We start from the raw sequence: 20,109 nt of genomic DNA, 5'->3' as shown, positions 1-20,109 counted from the left end.
CGTGCTCGCGGCCCTGGCCGCCACCGTCGTGCTCGCAGGGTGCACCTCCACCGCAGAGGCCCCGGTCGACGAGCCGGCACCCGCCTCGCCCGAACCCACACCCACCACGACGACGCCCCTGCCCGACCCCGGCCCGACCCCCGCACTCGGCGAGTGCCACGCGCTGACCTTCCGCCAGGCCCTCGTGGTCGTCGGCCGCACCGCGCCGGTGCCCTGCCGCAAGCAGCACACGGCCCAGACCTACTTCGTCGGCACGCTCGACCTGACCACCGACGCGGGGTTCACGCGACGGGTCGACTCGCAGGCCGCGCAGCGCCAGATGCGTACGGCCTGCACGCGGCGGCTGCCCCGGCACCTGGGCCGTACGCCTCGCGAGCTGCGGCTGACCATGGTGCGGGCGGTGTGGTTCAGCCCCAGCCCCGCCCGCGCCGAGGCCGGCGCGGACTGGTTCCGCTGCGACGTCGTGGCGGTGGCCTCCCCACGAGAGCTGCTCCGCCTGCCCCGCCGCACGAAGGGGTGGGGGGCGCCGGCCATGTGTGCCACGGCCGCACCCGGCACGCGGGGGTTCGACCGCGTCGCCTGCAGCAGGAGGCACTCGTGGCGGGCGGTCGCGACCGTCGACATCCCCGGTGCACGCCTTCCGGCAGCGGCCGCGATCGCCGGGCGGATGGACCCCGTCTGCCGCGACGTGGCCGCCGGCAGCGCCGACGACCCGCTCGACTTCACCTGGTCGCAGGAGAGCCCGACGCGCGAGCAGTGGGAGGCCGGGCAGCGCTACGGGATCTGCTGGGTCCCGGCCTGAGGTCTAGAACCCCAGCTTGCGGAGCTGGCGGGGGTCGCGCTGCCAGTCCTTGGCGATCTTGACCTGGAGATCGAGGTAGACCGGTGTGCCGAGCAGCGCCTCGATCTGCTTGCGGGCGGCGGTGCCGACCGAGCGGAGCCGCGAGCCCTTGTGGCCGATCATGATGCCCTTCTGGGAGTCACGCTCGACGTAGAGGTTGGCCACGATGTCCAGCAGCGGCTTGTCGTCGGGGCGCCCCTCGCGCAGGCCCATCTCCTCGACCACCACGGCGATCGAGTGCGGCAGCTCGTCGCGCACCCCCTCGAGGGCGGCCTCGCGGATGAGGTCGGCGGCCAGCGCCTCCTCGGGGGCGTCGGTCAGGTCGCCGTCGGGGTAGAGCGGCGGCCCCTCCGGCATCTGGCCCACCAGCAGGTCGGCCAGCAGCTGGACCTGGTCACCGGACACCGCCGACACGGGGACGATCTCGGCCCACTCGGTCTTCGTCTCCTCCCCGAGCGCCTGGATGTCCAGCAGGTGCCGGCCCAGCTGCTCGGGGGTGACCAGGTCGGTCTTGGTGGCGACCGCGATCCGTACGGTGCGCCGCACCTTGGCGAGCTCGGTGACCAGGAACCGGTCTCCCGGGCCGATCTTCTCGTTGGCCGGGAAGCAGACGGCGACCACGTCGACCTCGGCCCACGTGGTGCGCACCAGGTCGTTGAGCCGCTCGCCGAGGAGGGTCCGCGGTCGGTGGAGCCCGGGCGTGTCGACCAGGATGAGCTGGGCGTCGTCGCGGTGCACGATGCCGCGCACCACGTTGCGGGTGGTCTGCGGCTTGGAGGACGTGATGACGATCTTCTGCCCGACCAGGGCGTTGGTCAGGGTCGACTTGCCGGCGTTGGGGCGCCCCACGAAGGACGCGAACCCGCTGCGGAAGCCCTCGGGGGCCTCGTGGAAGGCGCCGGCCGGGGCGACGCCGGACAGGTCGAAGTCGTCGTCCCGCTCGTCGTCCCGCTCGTCGTCCCGCTCGTCGTCCCGCTCGTCGTCCCGCTCGTCGTCGCGGCCGTGGGGCTCGTCGTGCTCGTGCTGCTCGTCCTCAGCCATCGCTCGCCTCTCGCGCTGCGTCGTAGTCGGCCCAGATCTGCTCGTCACTCTTCCCTGCCGCCTTGCCCGCGCGCCAGACCGGGCCGGGGTCGACCGCGCGCGGCTGCCGGGCGGCCGTGGCGCGCCAGTAGCCCATGACGTCGTAGTGGGTCGTGGGCAGGCCGACCTCGCGCATCAGGTGCTTGCGGATCGCGCGCATCTGCGCGGACTCCCCCGCCATCCAGAAGTAGCCCTCGCCCTCGGGCCAGTCGATGCCCTCGACCACCTCGGCGAGCGCGCTCCGGCCGGGCGCGGGCGGGGTCAGCCAGGTGACGTCGGCGGTCGAGGGGAGGTAGCCGGCCAGGTCGTCGGGCACCTCCGCCAGCACGCGGGTGGGCAGGTCGGGGTGGGTCTCGGCGATCCGGGCCATGGCAGGCATCGCCGTGAGGTCACCGACGAGCAGCAGCCAGGCCGCCCCGGCAGGTGGCAGGAAGGACGCCTTGGGCTCGGTGATGGTCACCACGTCGCCGACGCAGTCGCGCGTGGCCCACTCGGTCACCAGACCCACGTCGTGGACGACCACGTCGAGGGTGAGCTCGCCGTCGGCGTACGACCGGACGGTGTAGTAGCGACTCTGGAACTGGCCGGGCACGATGAGCCCGACCCACTCGTCCGGGATCCCGGTCGACGCGAACCCGTCAGGTCCGCCGAGGCCGTCGAGGACGAGCCGGACGAGGTGGTCCGACAGCGGTTCGCGGCGACGTACGGTCGCCTGGAACTGGGCTGCGCGCGTGCTCACCGGACGAGGCTATCGGTGGCTCACCAGTCCGGACGCATCGGGAAGTCGGAGCGTCCGCCGTCGTGGTTGCGCGTCGCGAGGACCTGGTGCAGCTCGACCTCGCCCCGCTCGAAACCGACCCGCGACCCGGCGATGTAGAGCCCCCAGACGCGGGCGGTCCCCTCGCCGACCTCGGCGACGCACTCGTCCCAGTGCTCGACGAGGTTGCGGTTCCAGTCGCGCAGCGTCGAGGCGTAGTGGAGGCGGAGGTTCTCGCTGTGCTGCACCTCGAGGCCCTGGTCCTGGGCAGCGCTGATGATGGTGCCGGACCCGATCAGCTCCCCGTCGGGGAAGACGTAGCGGTCGATGAACGCCCCCGTCTCCTGACGACGGTTGTGCGGCCGGGTGATCGAGTGGTTGAGCAGCCGCCCGCCGGGACGGAGCCGGTCGTGCAGGTGCCGGAAGTACGCGGGGTACTTGCGGACCCCGATGTGCTCGGTGAGGCCGATCGAGCTGACCGCGTCGAACCCGCCCTCCATGACGTCGCGGTAGTCGAGGTGCCGCACCTCGGCGAGGTCGCCGAGCCCCTCCCGGTCGATGGCCGCCTTGGCCCACTCGGCCTGCTCCAGCGACAGCGTGACACCGAGGGCGCGTACGCCGTGCTCGCGGGCCGCGTGGCGGACCATGGTGCCCCAGCCGCACCCGACGTCGAGCAGCCGCATCCCGGGCTGCAGGCCGAGCTTGCGGCAGACCAGGTCGAACTTGGCCGCCTGGGCCTGCTCGAGGGTGGCGTCGGGCGTCTCGTAGAGCGCACAGGTGTAGGCCATGGACGGTCCGAGGACCAGCTCGTAGAACCGGTTCGACACGTCGTAGTGGTGCGAGATGACCTCGGCGTCGCGCACCATCGAGTGCCGCAGCCCCTCGACGGCGCGCCGCCACCGCGGGAGGTGCTCCTGCGGGGGCGGGGCGGGCGGGCGGAGGCGCGCCAGGCCGAGCCCGCGGGCGAGCTGCAGCGCCTCCGACGGCGCCGGCACCCGGAAGCGGGTGTTGTCCTTGAGCAGCACCAGCGCGTCGTACGGGTCGCCGGGATGGACCCCCGTCAGGTCGAGGTCGCCGCTGACGTAGGCCCGGACCAGGCCGAGGTCGCCCGGGGCGGTCATCAGGAAGGCGAGGCCGCGCTCGGTGCGCAGGTGCATGCCGACCAGTGCGTCGGGCGGGCCGGCGGCGCTGCCGTCGTACGCCGTGAAGCGCAGCGGCAGCCCTCCCCTGACCAGCCGGTCGACCGCGTCGCCGATCGGCATCCGGCGGGGAGCGGGCGTCGTGGAGTGGGGCCGGGAGCTCATCGTCGGTGCACCACCTTGTCGTAGAGGGACGTGAGTCGGTCGTCGGGGTCGAAGCGGGCCTTCACCCGGGCGAGGTTGGCCCCTCCGTAGAGGCGGTCGAACTCGTCGGGCTCGTAGAAGGCCTCGGAGTAGAGGCTCTTGTGGCCGCCGAGCGCGGAGACCTCCGCCTCGATGGCGCGGTTGCGCGGCGAGGCCGGGGCGTCCGGCCCGACGTTGACGACCCCCCAGAAGCCGACGTTGACGTACGTCGTGCCGGAGGCCAGCGGGTAGCCCGGCCAGGGCCGGTCGGCGCCGGCCTCGCCGCGACGCAGGCGCAGCGGGCACAGCCAGACCGGCCGCATGCCGATCTCCCGGTCGAACCACGCGAGGAATTCCGCGAGCCGGTCGATCGGCACCTCGACGTCCTGCACCACGCGCTCGCCCTGCGGGCGTCCGGCACGCCGGTCGAGGCGGTCGCCGATGCCGAGCCGGCGGTCGAGCGCGACGAGCTTCCAGTAGACGTCGGAGCGACGCAGCCGGCGCGGCCACACCCGACGTACGAGCGGGTGCTGGGCGCCGAACGCCCGCGAGCACCAGAACCAGTCGGTGTCCCAGCGCCACAGGTAGTCGTGCATCGTGAGCCGGTCGACCGCCCGCTGCTGGAGCGAGCGGTAGAAGACCTGCTGCCCGGTGTAGTCGCTTGTGCCGAGCCCCGTGGAAGTGCTCGTCGGGCCGGGCTCGTCGCTCCACCGGGCGAGGGTGAGGTAGAGCTCGTCGGGCGAGAAGGCGACGCCGTCGAGGCCGTCCACACGCTCCCCCGCCCAGGCGCGGTCCGCGACGATCCGGGTCACCGCGTCGGCGAGGGAGACGGCGTCGTGGAAACGGACGTGGCGCAGGGCGACGTACGCCGGGACCGGCTCGAGCTCGATGCGCAGCCGCGTGGCGTAGCCGAGCGAGCCGTAGGAGTTGGGGAAGGCGTCGAAGAGCTCGTCGCCCGGCTTGGTGGTGACGACCTCCCCGGAGCCGGTCAGGACGTCCATCTCGATCACCGACTCGTGCGGCAGCCCGTTGCGGAAGCTGGTGGACTCGATGCCGAGACCGGTCACGGCACCGCCGAGGGTGATGGTCCTCAGCTGGGGCACGACGAGCGGGATCCGGCCCTGGGCGAGGGTCACCTCGACGAGGTGCTCGTAGGTGCACATCCCCTGCACCTCGGCGACGTCACCGTCGACCTCGACCACCCCGCCGAGGCCCGACACGTCGAGCCCGGCGTGCCCCGGGGCGCGCCCGCGGAACAGGTTGCTGGTGCGCTTGGCCAGCCGTACGGGCGCACCCTCGGGAAGGGCGGCGTAGGACTCCTTCAGCCTCGCCTCCCCGGCACGGTGCCGCTCACGACCCACGGGCGATCGCACACCTCCACGCTAGCGAGCCGGGGCCGCGTGCGCGAGCAGGTGGTGGCGAGGCGGGTCGGAGCGCGCCGGGACCGTCAGGTGCTGGTCGAGCGGCCGATCCTCCCGCGCTCGTCGCCGAGGTGCACGGGGACGCCCGGTCCGGCGAAGTCACGCGCGGCCTCGAGGTCGGGCTCGGCGCCGGTGAGCACCACGGCCGCCTCGAGGCCCGCGGAGCCGGACGACACCGCCATCGCGACGCAGACCTCGAGCGCGGACAGGGTGAGGTGCTCGAGGCGGACGCTCGCTGCGGCGTACGTGCGCCCGTCGAGGTCGCGCACCGCGGCACCCTCCGCGGCGCGGGCCCGCGCGCGGGTGGCGCGGGCGAGGGTCACCAGCTTGGCGTCCTCGGCACTGAGGGTGTCGTCGGTCATGGCGCAACCCTAGGAGACGAGCAGGTCCGGTCAGCGGCCGGCCGGGGTGGCCGTGGAGGACCCTTCGTCCACCTCGTCCGCCGCCTCGTGGGCGAGCACGGTCACCAGCACCGTCTCGATCTTGTTGCGACGGCCGGTCGCGCGCTCGGCCTCCAGGCGCAGACCGTGGCACTCCACGACGGACCCGGGGATCGGGACCTTGCCGAGGTGCTTGGCCATGAGGCCGCCGACGCTGTCGACGTCGTCGTCCTCGACGTCGAAGCCGACCAGCTCGTCGAGGTCGTCGACCGCGTACCGGGACGAGACGCGGATGGCGCCGCCGTCGAGGCGCTCGACCTCGACCTCCTCGGCGTCGTACTCGTCGGTGATCTCGCCGACGATCTCCTCCAGCACGTCCTCGATCGTGATCAGGCCGGCGGTGCCGCCGTACTCGTCGACGACGACGGCGATGTGCTGCCGACGCGCCTGGAGCTCGGTGAGCAGGGCGTCGACGGGCTTGGAGTCGGGCACGTAGTGGACCGGACGCATCACTTCGTCGACGCGCTGGGTGAACTCCACGTCGGGCGCCTCGAAGTCGCGGCGCACGAGGTCCTTCAGGTAGGCCATGCCGACGATGTCGTCGAGGTTCTCGTCGACGACCGGGATGCGGGAGTAGCCGCTGCGCAGGAACAGCGACAGCGTCTGGCGCAGGTTCTTGTGGCGCTCGATGTAGACCACGTCGGGTCGGGGCACCATCACCTCGCGGGTGATGGTGTCGCCGAGCTCGAAGACCGAGTGGATCATCCGGCGCTCGCCGGACTCGATGACGGCCGACGCCTCGGCGAGGTCGACGAGCTCGCGCAGCTCGGTCTCGGTCGAGAACGGTCCCTCGCTGAAGCCCTTGCCCGGGGTGATCGCGTTGCCGAGCAGGATCAGCAGGGCGGGGAAGGGGCCGAGGATCGTGGTGACCATCGAGATCGGACCGGCCGAGGCGAGCGCGACCCGGACGTCGTGCTGGCGACCGATGGTGCGAGGGGCGACGCCGATGACGACGAACGACACCACGAGCATCACGCCGATCGTGGTGAGGAACGTCGGGACCGGTGAGCCCTGGTAGGCGTCGCGGGCCCACGTGGCCACGAGGACGATGGCGCTGATCTCGCAGAGCAGGCGCATCAGCAGCGCGGTGTTGAGGTAGCGGGCGGGGTCGTCGAGCAGCTTCACCAGGCGCGGAGCCCCGGGGCGGCCCTCGGCCTTCAGCTCCTCGGCCCGCGCGCGCGAGAACGCCCCGAGGGCGGCGTCGGCGGCCGAGAAGAGGCCCGCGAGCAGGACCAGCAGGGCGGCCGAGCCGAGCTGCCAGATGTCAGCGGTCATGTCCTCGCCCGCCTCAGGTGGCGGGTGGTGGCGGGTCGGAGACGGCGTCCGAGGAGGCGCGCCACGCGTCGAGCAGCTCGCCCTGGAGCCCGAACATCACCGCGTGCTCCTCGGGCTCGGCGTGGTCGTAGCCGAGGAGGTGGAGGATGCCGTGGACGGTGAGCAGGTCGATCTCGGCCTCGCGGCCGTGACCGGCCTCCACGCCCTGCCGCTCGGCGACCGCCGGCGACAGCACCAGGTCACCGAGGACGCCCTCCTCGGGCTCCTCGTTGACCTTGCCCGGGCGGAGCTCGTCCATGGGGAAGGCCAGGACGTCGGTCGGTCCCTCCTTCTCCATCCACTGCCCGTTGAGCTCGGCGATGGTGTCCTCGTCGACCGCCTTGATGCACAGCTCGGCCTGCGGGTGGACCCGCATCTGCTCCATCACGAAGCGCGCGAGCTGCGACAGCCGGCGTACGTCGACCTCGAGACCCGACTCGTTGAGGACCTCGATGCTCATCGCGGCCCCCGCTCGGACTTCTTCGGGCCGCTGCGGGGCCCGGGCTGGTTGTCGGCGTCGAAGACCTCGTAGGCCTCGACGATCCGCCCGACCAGCCGGTGGCGTACGACGTCGGTGCCGGTGAGCCGGCAGAAGGTGATGTCGTCGACCCCGTCGAGGATGCCCTCGACCACGCGGAGCCCCGACTTGGTGCCGGACGGCAGGTCGACCTGGCTGGTGTCGCCGGTGACGACGATGCGCGAGCCGAAGCCCAGCCGGGTGAGGAACATCTTCATCTGCTCGGGAGTCGTGTTCTGCGCCTCGTCGAGGATGATGAAGGAGTCGTTGAGCGAGCGGCCGCGGAGGAACGCCAGCGGGGCGACCTCGATGGTGCCGGCGGCCAGCAGCTTGGGGATCGTCTCGGGGTCGACCATGTCGTGCAGCGCGTCGTAGAGCGGGCGCAGGTAGGGGTCGATCTTCTCGCTCAGCGTGCCGGGCAGGAAGCCGAGCCGCTCCCCCGCCTCGACGGCAGGTCGGCTCAGGATGATCCGGTTGACCTCCTTGGCCTGGAGGGCCTGCACGGCCTTCGCCATCGCCAGGTAGGTCTTGCCGGTGCCGGCGGGGCCGATGCCGAAGGTGATCGTGCTCTTGTCGATCGACTCGACGTAGCGCTTCTGGTTGAGCGTCTTGGGCCGGATCGTGCGGCCGCGGTTGGAGAGGATGTTGAGGCTCAGCACGTCGGCCGGCCGCTCCTGCGTCTCCGTCCGCAGCATCTGGATGATCCGCTCCACGGTCTCGCCGGTGACACCCTGCCCGGTGCGCACGAGGGTCACGATCTCGTCGAGGAGGCGCTCGGCCGTGGCGACCTCGGCGGACTCGCCGGCGAGCGTGATGCGGTTGCCGCGGACGTGGACGGTCGCGTCGAAGGCGCGCTCGATGAGGCGGAGGTGCTCGTCGCCCGGGCCCAGGACCGAGACCATGTCGATGCTGTTGGGGACGATGACGGTGTGGGTCGGTCGTTCCCCTGTGACGGCTGGTGGGGTGCCTGGCTGGTTCGTCGCAGTCATGGATGCCCGTGTGGGCGGCCTTCCGGGTCGGTGGCAGAGCCCCACCATGCTACCGAGCGCGGGGCGTACGTCCCACCTGAATGGGCTGGGACGCCCTCAGGGGCGGGTGACCTGCAGCAACCCGAGGCACATCTCGTCGGTGGTGCCCTCGCCCCAGACGACGTAGCGGTCGGGCTGGCCCTCGAAGGCGGGCAGCTTGTCGCGCAGCCACTGGACGTGGGTGCAGGTGACCTTCACCTGCTCGAACGGCTGCAGGGTGATCGGCTCGATCGGGCGGCCCCCCTGGTCGTCGAAGTCCCAGACCGGGATGTCGAGGACGGTCTGCGCCTGCGGTGTGCCGGGTCGCACCTCGATCCTGATCGACCGACCGAGCAGGTGCATGTGACCGGCGACGCCGTGGATGGTGATGGGCTCGCCGAGGGTGCGGACGCACGACTGCGTCTGGCCCGCCTTCGGCTCCCCTCCGCAGAGGAAGTAGAGGAGGTCGGCGGTGTTGCCGTCGGCGCCGAAGCGCTCCTTGACGTCGGCGACCGCGGCGTCGCGGTCGCAGAGCTCGCCGTCGGAGTGCTTCGGGCGGCACGGCAGCTCGACGGGCGCGGGCAGCAGCATGGTGGAGAGGCCCTCGTACTTCCGGTTGCCGGGAGCGAGGCGCAGCTGGGCGGCCGAGGTGTCGGGCTGCTGGCCCGCCAGGAGGTTGTAGTGGACCTGCATGACGACCTGGCTGCCCTTGCGCAGCCGTACGCCGTAGCCGGGCTTGACCACCGACTCCTCGCCGCCGGGAGCCCAGGCACCGATCCACGACGACCGGTCGACGTCCTGGAACTGGTCGAGGCCGGTGCCGCCGAAGCAGGTCCAGCCCTCCTCGTCCTCGGCCGCGTCCTTGGCCTTCGCCGCGGCGACCTGGTCGGGTCGGACCTGGAAGAGGATCACGTGGTGCACGACGTCGGGGTTGCCGGGAAGCACCTGGGTGCCGGTGAGCCACGCGTCCTTCTCGAGCCCCGGGTCGAGCAGGAAGCAGCGGTAGTCGTCGGTGCCGGTGCCGTAGGGGGCGTCCGGCGTGTAGCTGCCGGGCATCGCGATCGTCGTACGGGTCTCGCCGGCACGCAGCTTCTTGGACTTCGCGGGCTCGACGTAGTGGCCGCTGCCGTGCGATCCGGCCGCTGCCTCCTCCGCCGTCGGGGAGGTGGTCGCCGGCGCCTCGGCCGGCTGGGTGGCGCTCCGGTCGGCCTCGGCGGAGCCCCCGCCGCACGCGGCGAGGGTGAGGAGGCCGAGGGTCAGCACCGCGGCGAGCGCGTGACGGGACCGGGGCGTGCGGGTGCGGGGCGTGCGGGTGGTGGACACGGGTGCTCAGATCAGGGACTCGGACATGCGCGACGAGCCGCCGAGCACGTGGAAGTGGGTGTGGAAGACGCTCTGCCCCGCAGTGGCGCCGGTGTTGGCGATCAACCGGTAGTCGGCGTTGCCGGACTCACGGGCGACCGTGTCGGCGAGGGCGACGAGGTGGCCGATCACCGCCGGGTCCGCCGCGGCGGAGGCGGCGGCGTTCTCGTGGTGGTCGAGCGGCAGCACGAGTGCGTGGAACGGCGCCTGCGGGTGGAGGTCCTTGATCGCGATCGCGTGCTCGCTGCGCCCGAGCACCTCGGCCGGGATCTCCCCGGCGACGATGGTGCAGAAGATGCAGTCGTCCGACGTGGCGCTCATCTGCCCAGCCTAGGTCGAACCGCGGCCCCGTGGTGCGACATCGGCTCGTCACCGGCGCCGACGCGGCTCCCAGAGCGCGCACGGCTGGGTGGATCCGAGCCGTGCACCGAGGCAACCGGGCATCGACGGGGGGTGGCTCCGCCTCCTCGAGGACCTCGACCCACCCGTCGTGCTCGACCACGACCTCGGGCGTCCACAGGTGACGTGCGGCCGACCAGCCGTTGATGAATCTCGCAGTCGCAGAAACCGCCTCTGTCCCCGAGACGCCGCTCGAGGCCCACCGCCCGTGGGGCGCGCAGGTCGCGGTAGCGGGTCGCGAAGCGCAACGTCGTACAGCACCCGAACGCGGGGACCACCGACAGGGCGGCGTGTGGCCGGCGGTCGGGGCCGTGCATCCAACTACCGTGACCGACATGACCTCCTCCCGACACGTACGCGGCTGGGCGGGCGTGGGCTCGCTGGCCCTCGTCACCGCGCTGGTCCTGACCGGCTGCACCGGTGACGGCACCCGCCCGGCCTCCGACGAGGCGAGCGGGCCCACCGCGACCGATGACGCGCAGTCGTCGGAGTCACCCGCGCAGACGCCGGCCGAGTCCCCCGCCGAGTCCCCGTCGGAGTCGCCCTCGGACTCGGCGGGCTCAGGCACCGCGGTGCCGGTCTACTACGCCGGCGACGGTCCGGGCGGACGTACGGTGCTCTTCCGGGAGTTCCACCGGGTGGAGGGCGACCCGCTGCTCGAGGCTGCCCGCCTGGTCGCCGGCGGCGGTCAGCCCGACGACCCGGACTACCGCACGCTGTGGCCCGGGGTCGAGATCTCCTCGGTCACCGCGACCGACGGCGTGCTCCTGGTGGAGATCCCTTCCGACGGCTTCACCCAGCGCCCCGACGGGATGACCAGGCGTGACGCCCGGCTCGCCCTCCAACAGCTCGTCCACACGCTGCAGGGCGTCCAGCAGGAGCGCGTGCCGGTCCAGGTCGCGCGCGAGGGCGACGCTTCCCTCTTCGGGCTCCCGACCACGATGCCCTTCGAGCAGGCCAGCCCACTCAAGACCCTCAACCTCGTGAACATCACGTCGCCGGAGGAGGGCGCGACGGTCACCGACGACGTCCTGACGGTGACCGGGGTGGCCAACTCCTTCGAGGCATCGGGCCCGTGCCGGCTACTGGTCGACGGCGTCGAGATGGTGCTCCAGGGCTACCAATCGGAGGGCTGGATGGAGGACAGGCTCTTCCCGTTCGAGGTGGAGTTCCCCCTCGAGGGCATCCGCGGCGAGGTCGTCGTGCAGTGCGAGACCGACGACCCGTCCGGCGGCGCCGAGGGCGACGGCCCGGCGGTCGACACGAAGACGATCCACGTCGCTGGGTGAGGACGTCGCGCAGCGACCGTCTCGAAACCTGCGTCAACCGGGGCGCGGCCTGGGGCGTCCCACTGCATGACCATCCTGACCGGACGACGAGGGAGGCCCGTGACCGAGTCCCAGCCCTCAGTCCCCGGCCTCGTCGGGGCTGACGCCGACGCGGCGGTGGAGCAGCTCTACGCCGCCCACTGGCGCCAGCTCGTCCGCCTCTCCGTCCTGCTGGTCCACGACCAGGCGTCGGCCGAGGACGTCGTGCAGGACGCGTTCGTCGCGATGCACGGGAAGTGGTCGCGGCTGCGCGACCCCGACAAGGCGCTCGCCTACCTGCGCCAGGCCGTGGTGAACCGCTCCCGCTCGGCGCTGCGGCACCGCGTGGTCGTCGAGCGCCACGCTCGGAACACTCCGCACGGCGACGCCGTCGTCGACGGCCCGGGACTCGGCGGGTCACGCCGCGACGCCGTGCAGCAGGCGCTGCGCCAGCTCTCGGACCGGCAGCGCGAGGTGCTCGTGCTCCAGCACTACCTGGACTGGTCGGAGGCGCAGGTCGCCGATGCGCTCGGCATCACCCGCGGCGCGGTCAAGGCACACGCACACCGGGGACGCGCGGCCCTGCGCGACCTCCTCGGTGACTGGTGGGAGGACGAGTCATGAGCGAGCGGATCACGGACCTGCTCCACGAGGTCGCCGACGGCGTCGAGCCGGGTGAGCGGCTCGACGCGATCCGTGCGGCGACCGGCGTACGTCGTCCCGGCCGCGGCTGGTGGGCCGCCGGTGGCGTCGGGCTGGTCGCGGCGTCGGTGGTGACGGCGCTGGCGCTGGGCACGGGAGGTACGCCGCAGAGCACCGAGCCTCCCCCCGCCGAGCAGGCCACGACGCCTGCGCCCGCGCCCGACGGGTCCGGCTCGTTGCAGGAGCGGAAGGAACGCCTCGAGGAGATGCGTCGCGCTGCCGAGGCCGAGAACGGCGGGTCGACGACCACCGTCGCCGCCTACTACGCGGGCGACACCCCGGACGGCCTCCGGCTCTACCGGGAGTTCCGGAGGGTGGAGGCGGGCGATCCGTTCGGCGCGGCCGTTGCGGCACTGTCCCTGCCGCCGGAGGATCCCGACTACGCGAACCTGTGGCCGGCCGATGCGATCCAGACGATCTCCTTCGACGGCGTCGGGGACGACGGCGTGATCGGCGTGACGGTGGACCCGGCCCACCGGGAACGCCCGGCGGGCATGACCGAGGCCGAGGCCGCGGTCGCGATCGAGCAGGTGGTCCGCACCGTCCAGGCCGCAGCCCGGGCGCGGGCGGCCGTCCAGTTCTTCTCCGGCGGAAACCCGATCGACCAGGTCCTCGGCGTCCCGACCTCCGAGCCGCTGTCGCCGGGTTCCGACCTCGCCGTCCTCGCCCACGTGTCGCTGTCCAACCCCTCCGAGGGACTGCTCGTCGACAACGACCACCCGTTCACGGTGACCGGCGTCGGCAACTCGTTCGAGGGCAACATCGTCACCCGCATCCAGCGCTTCTCCGACGCGGGGGAGGTCGTCGCCGAGGAGCCCGCCATCGCCGGGACCTACGAGGACCGCCTCTTCCCGTTCGAGGTGACCTTCGACCTCACGGCCGTGCCACCGGGCGACTACCTCGTGGTCTCACGGACCGACGACCCGTCGGGCGAGGGTCGCGTCCACGTCGACGATCGCCGGATCACCATCGTCGACTGATCGCGGGCGGTCCATCGGTGGTCGCGGCGCGAGAACAGGGGCTAGCCCCAGCGGGGCGTACGCGCGAGCAGCGCGGCGACCGCGGCGACGCCGGCGGTCGACGTGCGCAGCACCTCGGCGCCGAGGCGTACGGAATGCGCGCCGGCGTCGGCGAGCGCAGCCAGCTCGTCGGGGGCGATCCCGCCCTCCGGGCCGACGACGACCACGATGCGACCGGACGCGGGGACGTCGAGCGAGCTGAGCGGGAGGGTGGCGTCCTCGTGGAGGACGACGGCGAGGTCGGCCTCGGCGACGAGTGCGGCGAGGTCGGCGGTCGAGGCGAGCGGGGTGACGGTCGGGAGCCACGAGCGGCGCGACTGCTTCGCGGCCTCGCGGGCGGTGGCCTGCCACTTGGCGTGGGACTTCGCGGCCCGCTCGCCCTTCCAGACGGCGACGGATCGCGACGCGGCCCACGGGACGACGACGTCGATCCCGACCTCGGTCAGCACCTCGACGGCCAGCTCGCCGCGGTCGCCCTTGGGCAGCGCCTGGACCACCGTGAACGCCGGCTCGGGGCGTCCGTCACGCGTCATCCCCGCGACGGTGACGGTGAAGACCCGCTTGCCGGTCGAGGCGACGCTGCCGGTGACCGAGGTCCCGAGGCCGTCGGTGAGCACGACCTGCTCCCCCTCGCGCAGTCGGCGCACGGCGACGGCGTGGTGGGCCTCGTCGCCGGTGACCTCGACGAGCGAGCCCACCGACACGTCGGCCAGGGACTCCACGAGGTGGACCGGCAGGGACACGGGCTCAGCCCTGGAAGGCGTCGCGCAGGCGTCCGAACATCGACTTGTGCGGAGCCTCGACCTGGCCGTCGGGCGACTCCTCGCCGCGGATCGCCGCGAGCTCGCGCAGCAGCTCCTCCTGGCGCGGGTCGAGGCGGGTCGGGGTGTCGACGGAGATGCTGACCACCAGGTCTCCGCGACCGCCGCGCAGGCTGGGCACCCCGAAGCCGCGGATCACCTGCTCGCTGCCCGACTGGGTGCCCGGGCGGACCTCGAGGTCGTAGGTCGTGGCCGTCTCCGAGCCCTCGGACGTCGGCAGGTCCGCCTCGAGCAGCGGCAGCGTCAGCTGGGTGCCGAGCGCGGCCGCCGTCATCGGCAGCGAGATCGTGGTGTGGAGGTCGCTGCCGTTGCGGGTGAAGGTCGGGTGCGGTGCGACGTGGATCTCGACGTAGAGGTCACCGGCGGCACCGCCGCCGGGACCGACCTCGCCCTGGCCGGTGAGCTGGACGCGGGTGCCGTGGTCGACGCCGGCGGGGATCTTCACCGTCAGGGTGCGACGCGACCGGACCCGGCCGTCGCCGGAGCACTCGCGGCACGGGTCGGGGATGATCGAGCCGTAGCCGCGGCAGGCCGCGCACGGGCGGAGCGTACGGATCTCGCCGAGGAACGAGCGCTGCACGACGGCGACCTCGCCCTGGCCGTGGCAGGTCTCGCAGGCGGTGGGCTTCGTGCCCGGCGCGGTGCCCTCGCCCTCGCACGCCTCGCAGCGCAGCGCCGTGTCGACCTTGAGGTCGCGGGTGACGCCGAAGGCGGCCTCGGCGAGCTCGACGTCGAGGCGGATCAGGGCGTCCTGGCCGCGACGTGCCCGCGAGCGCGGGCCGCGCGACTGACCGGCGCCCGGAGCCCCGCCGCCGAAGAACGCGTCCATGATGTCGGTGAAGCTGAAGCCCTGCCCGGCGCCACCGAAGCCCTGGCTGAACGCGTCGCCGCCGCGGTCGTACGCCGCGCGCTTGCCGGGGTCGCTGAGCACCTCGTAGGCGCGGGAGACGTCCTTGAAGCGCTCCTGCGTGGCCGGGTCCGGGTTGACGTCCGGGTGGAGCTGCCGCGCGAGCTTGCGGTAGGCCTTCTTGATGTCGTCGGCGCCGGCGTCACGCGAGACGCCGAGGATCTCGTAGGGGTCCTGGGTCACTGGTTTCCTTCATCGAGGATCCGGGAGACGTAGCGCGCGACCGCGCGCACGGCTGCCATGGATCCGGGGTAGTCCATGCGGGTGGGGCCGACGACGCCGAGGGAGCCGAGGTGGAACTCCTGCGGGCCGTATCCGGTGGCCACGACGCTGGTGGCCGCGAGCTCGGAGTAGGGGCCCTCGTGGCCGATGCGCACGGTGAGGGCGTCGGTGCCCGACTCCCCGAGGAGCTTGAGCAGCACGACGTGCTCCTCGAGCGCCTCGAGCAGCGGCCGGACGGCGGTGTCGAAGTCGCCGTAGCGGGCGAGGTTGGCGGTGCCGCCGACCGCGACGCGCTCGTCGTTGCGGTGGTCGGACATCGCCTCGGTGAGCACGCCCACGATGGCGCGGGCCGAGTCGGCGTGCGCGGGGCGTACGGCGTCGGGCAGGTCGCCGAGCGCGGCCGCGGCGGCCGCGATCTGCACGCCTGCGCAGGCCTGGTTGACCGCGACCCGCAGCTCGGCGAGGTCGGTGTCGACGATCGCCTCGTCGAGCTCGACGAGGCGCTGCTCGACCCGGCCGGTGCTGAGGATCAGGATCACCATCACGCGGGTCGACGTCAGCAGGACGAGCTCGATGTGGCGGACCGTGGACCGCGAGAGCGTCGGGTACTGGACGATCGCGACCTGGCGGGTCAGCTGGCTCAGCAGGCGCACCGACTTCTGCACCACGTCGTCGAGGTCGACGGCGCCGTCGAGCAGCGTCGAGATCGCCCGCCGCTCGGCGACGCTCATCGGCTTGAGGGTGGCGAGCTTGTCGACGAAGAGCCGGTAGCCCTTGTCGGTCGGGACCCGGCCGGCACTCGTGTGGGGCTGGTGGATGTAGCCCTCGTCCTCGAGCGCCGCCATGTCGTTGCGGACGGTGGCCGGCGAGACACCGAGGCCGTGCCTCTCGACGAGCGCCTTGGAGCCGACGGGCTCCTCGGTGGCGACGTAGTCCTCCACGATCGCGCGGAGCACGTCGAGCTTGCGGTCGTCCACCATCGAGCCCCTCCTCTGCACGTCGGATCCGGTTGTTGGCACTCGTTCGCCCGGAGTGCCAACTCTACAAGGGAACCGTAGGCTCCCGGGCATGCCCGACTCCACTCCCCGCTTCACCGAGGTCGCGCCGCGGGTGTGGGTGGCGCACTACGACTGGATGCACGTCAACATCACGCTCGTCGGCGGCTCCGACGGCCTGCTGATGGTCGACACGCACGGCTCCGCCGCCGAGGCCCGCCGGGTCGCCGACGACGTACGCCGCCTGGGCGCGGGACCGTTGACGGGCCTGGTCAACACCCACGAGCACTGGGACCACCACTTCGGCAACGCCACCATGGTCGAGCAGCTCGGCGACGTGCCGATCCACGCCACCGACTGGGCGGCCGAGCACATGGAGGTCTCGGCCCGCCACACGTTCGCCCGCTACGAGCAGGACCTCGACGACCCGCGCCGCGAGGAGATCCTCGCGACGACCCTGCGCCTGCCCACCCACACGTTCTCCTCGGCGGTCCAGCTGGACCTCGGGGACCGCGCCGTCGAGCTGATCCACCCCGGCCGCGGGCACACGGCCGGCGACCTCGTCGTACGCGTGCCCGACGCGGACGTGCTGCTGGGCGGCGACCTGGTCGAGGAGTCCGACCCGCCCTTCATCGGCGGCGACTCGTGGCCCCTGGAGTGGCCGACGACGCTCGACCTCGTGCTCGGGCTGATGACCGACGCCACGGTCGTGGTCCCCGGGCACGGCAATGTCGTCGACAAGGCCTTCGTGCAGGACCAGCGCGTCGACCTCGGCGTGATCGCCGAGACGATCCGGGACCTGGCCTCCCGCGGCGTCCCCCGGTCGCAGGCGCTCGCGCAGGGCGAGTGGCCGTGGGACCCGGCGCTGCTGGAGAGCGCCGTACGCCTCGGCTACGAGCACCTGCCGCGCAGCCAGAAGCGCCTCCCCCTGGTCTGAGCCGTCCCACCCCCACGGGGCTGGCCCGGTGCGGGCCGGATGGGTAGGACTGGCACATGACCGAGAACAGCGAGTCCCAGACCGACAACCCCGAGTCGACCGACACGCCCAAGGCCGGGAGCGGCACGAGCCCCGCCGACTCCGACCACTCCGGCGACTCCGCGGCGCCCGACGACGCGAGCCTCGGCGGCATCTCCGACGACCAGCTCCCCGAGGACCTCCAGCCCGGCGAGGACAACCCGCTGGCCGAGCCCCTCGACCCGGACGCGGAGGAGACCAAGAGCCGCGAGGAGCTCGAGATGGACGCCACCCAGGAGGACCTCGGCAACGACGACGGCGCGAGCCAGGCGCCCACCCAGGGCGACGGTGCCGGCGACACCCCCGCCGGTGACTCCTCCGACGAGGAGTGAGCCGACGAGGAGTGAGCCGACGAGGGGTCATGGGTACCGCACGGCGTGCCACCACCGTCTCGAGCCGTCGGCCGCCTAACGTGGACCGGTGCCTCAGGATCGCTACGGAACCGACGTCCTCTCCGGCGACTGGCGTGTCCCCAGGAACGGTCGCGCCACCGAGATGCCCACCGAGCTCGGCATGGTCGTCGAGGAGGTGACCACGGACTGGTGCGGCGAGGTCGTCGCGATCGATCGCGACATCGACACCCTGACGCTGGAGGACCGGCGCGGGAAGCGCCGTACGTTCCCCCTCGGCCCCGGCTTCCTGCTCGAGGGCAGGCCCGTGGTCCTCACCCGTCCCGTCCGGGCCGGCGCACCCGCCGCACCCACCCGTACGGCCTCGGGCTCCGTCGCGGTGCCCAACGCGCGGGCCCGCGTGGCCCGGGCCAGCCGGATCTTCGTCGAGGGCCGCCACGACGCCGAGCTCGTCGAGAAGGTCTGGGGCGACGACCTGCGCATCGAGGGCGTCGTCGTGGAGTACCTCGGCGGCGTCGACGACCTGGCCGACCACCTGCGCGACTTCAAGCCGGGTCCGCAGCGCCGCGTCGGCGTGCTCGTCGACCACCTGGTCCCGGGGTCGAAGGAGGCGCGGATCGCGCAGGGCATCGCGCGCTCCCCCGTCGGCAAGCACGTGCTCGTCGTCGGGCACCCGTTCATCGACGTCTGGCAGGCGGTCAAGCCCGACCGCCTCGGGATCCCGCGCTGGCCGCACGTCCCGAAGGGCATCGACTGGAAGACCGGCACCTGCCAGCAGCTCGGGTGGCCCCACCGCGACCAGGCCGACATCGCGCGCGCCTGGAAGCACATCCTCGGCCGGGTCACGTCCTTCGCCGACCTCGAGCCCGCCCTCCTGGGCCGCGTGGAGGAGCTCATCGACTTCACGACCCAGCCCTGAGCGGAGCGAAGGGCTGACGAGGTCGGGAGGTCGAGGAGGGCTCGGACAGGCCTGGGCGAAGCGAAGGACTGGCCGACCCGTCTCGAAACCCGCGGACCAGCCGGGTCTCGTGACAGGCGCCAGAGCGCCTTCCTCGACCAGCGAAGCAGTGCTCAGTCGGTGAGGTCGCGGACCACGGCGTCGGCGAGCAGGCGGCCGCGCTGGGTCAGGACCAGGCGCTCGGCGGAGAGCTCGACGAGGCCGTCGGCGACCATGCGGGCGACGTGCGAGCGCCCCGAGGCGTCGAGGGCGGTGACCGGGAGCCCCTCGACGAGCCGGATCTCGAGCATGATCCGCTCGACCCGCTGGTCGTGGTAGCCGAGCACCTCGCGGGCCAGCGCGGGCGAGACCCCGCGCGCGAGCCGCTCGGCGTAGGCGGCCGGGTGCTTGACGTTCCACCAGCGCACCCCGCCGACGTGCGAGTGCGCGCCGGGCCCGACGCCCCACCAGTGGCCGCCGGTCCAGTAGAGGAGGTTGTGGCGGCACCAGTGGTCGGGCGAGGTCGCCCAGTTGGACACCTCGTACCAGCCCATCCCGGCGGCGGAGAGCTTCTCGTCGACGAGGTGGTACTTGTCGGCGAGGTCGTCCTCGTCGGGCATCGGCAGCTCGCCGCGGGCGACCTGCCGTCCCATCGCGGTGCCCTCCTCGACGATGAGGGAGTAGGCCGAGACGTGGTCGGGGCGACACCCGAGGGCTGCGTCCACCGACGTCTCCCAGTCGGCGAGCGACTCCCCCGGCGTGCCGTAGATCAGGTCGAGGGAGATGTCCTCGAACCCCGCCTGCCGGGCCCACTCCACCACGGCCGGCACCCGCATCGGGTCGTGGGTGCGATCCAGCGTGCGCAGGACGTGGTCGACCGCCGACTGCATGCCGAAGCTGATCCGGTTGAAACCGGCGGTGCGCAGCTCGTCGAGGTCCCAGGCCGCGACGCTGTCGGGGTTGGCCTCGGTGGTGATCTCGACGTCGTCGACCAGCCCGAACTCGGCCGCCGCGCTGGCGACGATGGCGCCGAGGTCGGCAGGCTTCAGCAGCGTCGGCGTGCCGCCGCCGAAGAAGATCGTCTCGATCGGCACGTCACGGTGGCCCAGCACCTGGCGGGCGAACCGGATCTCGCGGATCGCCGCCTCGGCGTACAACGACCGGCTCGCGCCCACCTCGTCACCGAGCTCGTAGGCGGTGTAGGTGTTGAAGTCGCAGTAGCCGCACCGCACCGAGCAGAACGGGACGTGGACGTAGAGGCCGAACGGCCTGGAGCCGAACTCGGCCCATGCCTCGTCGGGCAGCAGGCCGTCCTCGGGGGCGACGTCGCCGTCGGGTTGCGCGGGGGGCACGCCGGTATCCAACCACGCCCGA

At 72.7% G+C, this 20,109-nt stretch carries 22 protein-coding genes; 7 read left to right on the top strand and 15 right to left on the bottom strand.

Annotated elements, in window-relative coordinates; genetic code table 11:
* Nucleotide 1 precedes the first annotated feature (1 nt).
* Nucleotides 2-802, top strand: coding sequence for a septum formation family protein (locus EXE59_RS14170; RefSeq protein WP_168218516.1), 801 nt, complete (start codon nucleotides 2-4; stop codon nucleotides 800-802).
* Nucleotides 803-805: 3 nt separating this feature from the next.
* On the opposite strand, the gene era is transcribed toward EXE59_RS14170, so the two are convergent.
* The 11 genes from era to EXE59_RS25100 form a co-directional block, all read right to left on the bottom strand.
* Nucleotides 806-1,882, bottom strand: coding sequence for a GTPase Era (gene era, locus EXE59_RS14165; RefSeq protein ID WP_135839483.1), 1,077 nt, complete (start codon nucleotides 1,880-1,882; stop codon nucleotides 806-808).
* A complete protein-coding gene (locus tag EXE59_RS14160; RefSeq protein WP_135839482.1) occupies nucleotides 1,875-2,660 on the bottom strand; it encodes a siderophore-interacting protein in 786 nt (261 codons plus the stop codon). Before EXE59_RS14160 ends, era begins: the two co-directional genes overlap by 8 nt.
* Nucleotides 2,661-2,680: 20 nt before the next feature.
* The gene (locus EXE59_RS14155; RefSeq protein WP_135839481.1) at nucleotides 2,681-3,982 is read right to left on the bottom strand and encodes a class I SAM-dependent methyltransferase; all 1,302 of its coding nucleotides are present in this window, start codon (nucleotides 3,980-3,982) and stop codon (nucleotides 2,681-2,683) included.
* Nucleotides 3,979-5,373: an FAD-binding oxidoreductase gene (locus EXE59_RS14150; protein ID WP_246056791.1), complete on the bottom strand. Its 1,395-nt coding sequence runs from the start codon at nucleotides 5,371-5,373 to the stop codon at nucleotides 3,979-3,981. Before EXE59_RS14150 ends, EXE59_RS14155 begins: the two co-directional genes overlap by 4 nt.
* Before the next feature lie 74 nt (nucleotides 5,374-5,447).
* Complete coding sequence (locus EXE59_RS14145; RefSeq protein ID WP_135839480.1) at nucleotides 5,448-5,783, bottom strand: cytidine deaminase; 336 nt, start codon at nucleotides 5,781-5,783, stop codon at nucleotides 5,448-5,450.
* Nucleotides 5,784-5,813: 30 nt separating this feature from the next.
* A complete protein-coding gene (locus EXE59_RS14140; RefSeq protein ID WP_135839479.1) occupies nucleotides 5,814-7,136 on the bottom strand; it encodes a hemolysin family protein in 1,323 nt (440 codons plus the stop codon).
* 13 nt (nucleotides 7,137-7,149) lie between these two features.
* Entirely contained in the window at nucleotides 7,150-7,635 is a 486-nt protein-coding gene (ybeY, locus tag EXE59_RS14135) for an rRNA maturation RNase YbeY (RefSeq protein ID WP_135839478.1), read from the bottom strand.
* Nucleotides 7,632-8,681: a PhoH family protein gene (locus EXE59_RS14130; protein ID WP_135839477.1), complete on the bottom strand. Its 1,050-nt coding sequence runs from the start codon at nucleotides 8,679-8,681 to the stop codon at nucleotides 7,632-7,634. Before EXE59_RS14130 ends, ybeY begins: the two co-directional genes overlap by 4 nt.
* Before the next feature lie 96 nt (nucleotides 8,682-8,777).
* On the bottom strand, nucleotides 8,778-10,022 hold the full coding sequence (locus EXE59_RS14125) for a hypothetical protein (protein ID WP_168218515.1): 1,245 nt from the start codon (nucleotides 10,020-10,022) through the stop codon (nucleotides 8,778-8,780).
* Nucleotides 10,023-10,028: 6 nt separating this feature from the next.
* The gene (locus tag EXE59_RS14120; protein WP_135839476.1) at nucleotides 10,029-10,382 is read right to left on the bottom strand and encodes an HIT domain-containing protein; all 354 of its coding nucleotides are present in this window, start codon (nucleotides 10,380-10,382) and stop codon (nucleotides 10,029-10,031) included.
* The gene (locus EXE59_RS25100; RefSeq protein ID WP_425464517.1) at nucleotides 10,379-10,777 is read right to left on the bottom strand and encodes a DUF2695 domain-containing protein; all 399 of its coding nucleotides are present in this window, start codon (nucleotides 10,775-10,777) and stop codon (nucleotides 10,379-10,381) included. Before EXE59_RS25100 ends, EXE59_RS14120 begins: the two co-directional genes overlap by 4 nt.
* An 18-nt stretch (nucleotides 10,778-10,795) precedes the next feature.
* On the opposite strand from EXE59_RS25100, the gene EXE59_RS14110 reads away from it, so the two are divergent.
* The 3 genes from EXE59_RS14110 to EXE59_RS14100 all read left to right on the top strand — a co-directional run bounded on the left by EXE59_RS14110 (nucleotide 10,796) and on the right by EXE59_RS14100 (nucleotide 13,449).
* The gene (locus EXE59_RS14110) at nucleotides 10,796-11,749 is read left to right on the top strand and encodes a Gmad2 immunoglobulin-like domain-containing protein (RefSeq protein WP_135839475.1); all 954 of its coding nucleotides are present in this window, start codon (nucleotides 10,796-10,798) and stop codon (nucleotides 11,747-11,749) included.
* A gap of 99 nt (nucleotides 11,750-11,848) precedes the next feature.
* On the top strand, nucleotides 11,849-12,391 hold the full coding sequence (locus EXE59_RS14105) for a SigE family RNA polymerase sigma factor (protein ID WP_246056790.1): 543 nt from the start codon (nucleotides 11,849-11,851) through the stop codon (nucleotides 12,389-12,391).
* The gene (locus tag EXE59_RS14100) at nucleotides 12,388-13,449 is read left to right on the top strand and encodes a Gmad2 immunoglobulin-like domain-containing protein (RefSeq protein WP_135839473.1); all 1,062 of its coding nucleotides are present in this window, start codon (nucleotides 12,388-12,390) and stop codon (nucleotides 13,447-13,449) included. Before EXE59_RS14105 ends, EXE59_RS14100 begins: the two co-directional genes overlap by 4 nt.
* Nucleotides 13,450-13,490: 41 nt before the next feature.
* On the opposite strand, the gene EXE59_RS14095 is transcribed toward EXE59_RS14100, so the two are convergent.
* From EXE59_RS14095 to hrcA, 3 genes are read right to left on the bottom strand one after another with little or no spacing between them, the layout of a single operon-like run.
* Nucleotides 13,491-14,231, bottom strand: coding sequence for a 16S rRNA (uracil(1498)-N(3))-methyltransferase (locus EXE59_RS14095; RefSeq protein ID WP_135839472.1), 741 nt, complete (start codon nucleotides 14,229-14,231; stop codon nucleotides 13,491-13,493).
* A gap of 4 nt (nucleotides 14,232-14,235) precedes the next feature.
* Nucleotides 14,236-15,399: a molecular chaperone DnaJ gene (gene dnaJ, locus EXE59_RS14090; RefSeq protein ID WP_135839471.1), complete on the bottom strand. Its 1,164-nt coding sequence runs from the start codon at nucleotides 15,397-15,399 to the stop codon at nucleotides 14,236-14,238.
* Complete coding sequence (gene hrcA, locus EXE59_RS14085; RefSeq protein ID WP_135839470.1) at nucleotides 15,396-16,418, bottom strand: heat-inducible transcriptional repressor HrcA; 1,023 nt, start codon at nucleotides 16,416-16,418, stop codon at nucleotides 15,396-15,398. Before hrcA ends, dnaJ begins: the two co-directional genes overlap by 4 nt.
* A gap of 88 nt (nucleotides 16,419-16,506) precedes the next feature.
* On the opposite strand from hrcA, the gene EXE59_RS14080 reads away from it, so the two are divergent.
* The 3 genes from EXE59_RS14080 (at nucleotide 16,507) to EXE59_RS14070 (ending at nucleotide 18,717) form a co-directional block, all read left to right on the top strand.
* On the top strand, nucleotides 16,507-17,370 hold the full coding sequence (locus EXE59_RS14080) for an MBL fold metallo-hydrolase (protein WP_135839469.1): 864 nt from the start codon (nucleotides 16,507-16,509) through the stop codon (nucleotides 17,368-17,370).
* Between the two features lie 56 nt (nucleotides 17,371-17,426).
* The gene (locus tag EXE59_RS14075; protein ID WP_135839468.1) at nucleotides 17,427-17,780 is read left to right on the top strand and encodes a hypothetical protein; all 354 of its coding nucleotides are present in this window, start codon (nucleotides 17,427-17,429) and stop codon (nucleotides 17,778-17,780) included.
* Nucleotides 17,781-17,868: 88 nt separating this feature from the next.
* Nucleotides 17,869-18,717, top strand: coding sequence for a DUF3097 domain-containing protein (locus tag EXE59_RS14070; RefSeq protein WP_135839467.1), 849 nt, complete (start codon nucleotides 17,869-17,871; stop codon nucleotides 18,715-18,717).
* Between the two features lie 152 nt (nucleotides 18,718-18,869).
* Here EXE59_RS14070 and hemW read toward each other — a convergent pair whose 3' ends face one another.
* Nucleotides 18,870-20,087: a radical SAM family heme chaperone HemW gene (gene hemW, locus EXE59_RS14065; protein ID WP_135839466.1), complete on the bottom strand. Its 1,218-nt coding sequence runs from the start codon at nucleotides 20,085-20,087 to the stop codon at nucleotides 18,870-18,872.
* Between the last annotated feature and the right edge of the window lie 22 nt (nucleotides 20,088-20,109).

It is taken from the genome of Nocardioides eburneiflavus, assembly GCF_004785795.1.
GTDB lineage: Bacteria > Actinomycetota > Actinomycetes > Propionibacteriales > Nocardioidaceae > Nocardioides > Nocardioides eburneiflavus.
The sequence above is the reverse complement of the archived record's forward strand: the minus strand, read 5'-3'. Positions and strand labels throughout refer to the sequence as shown.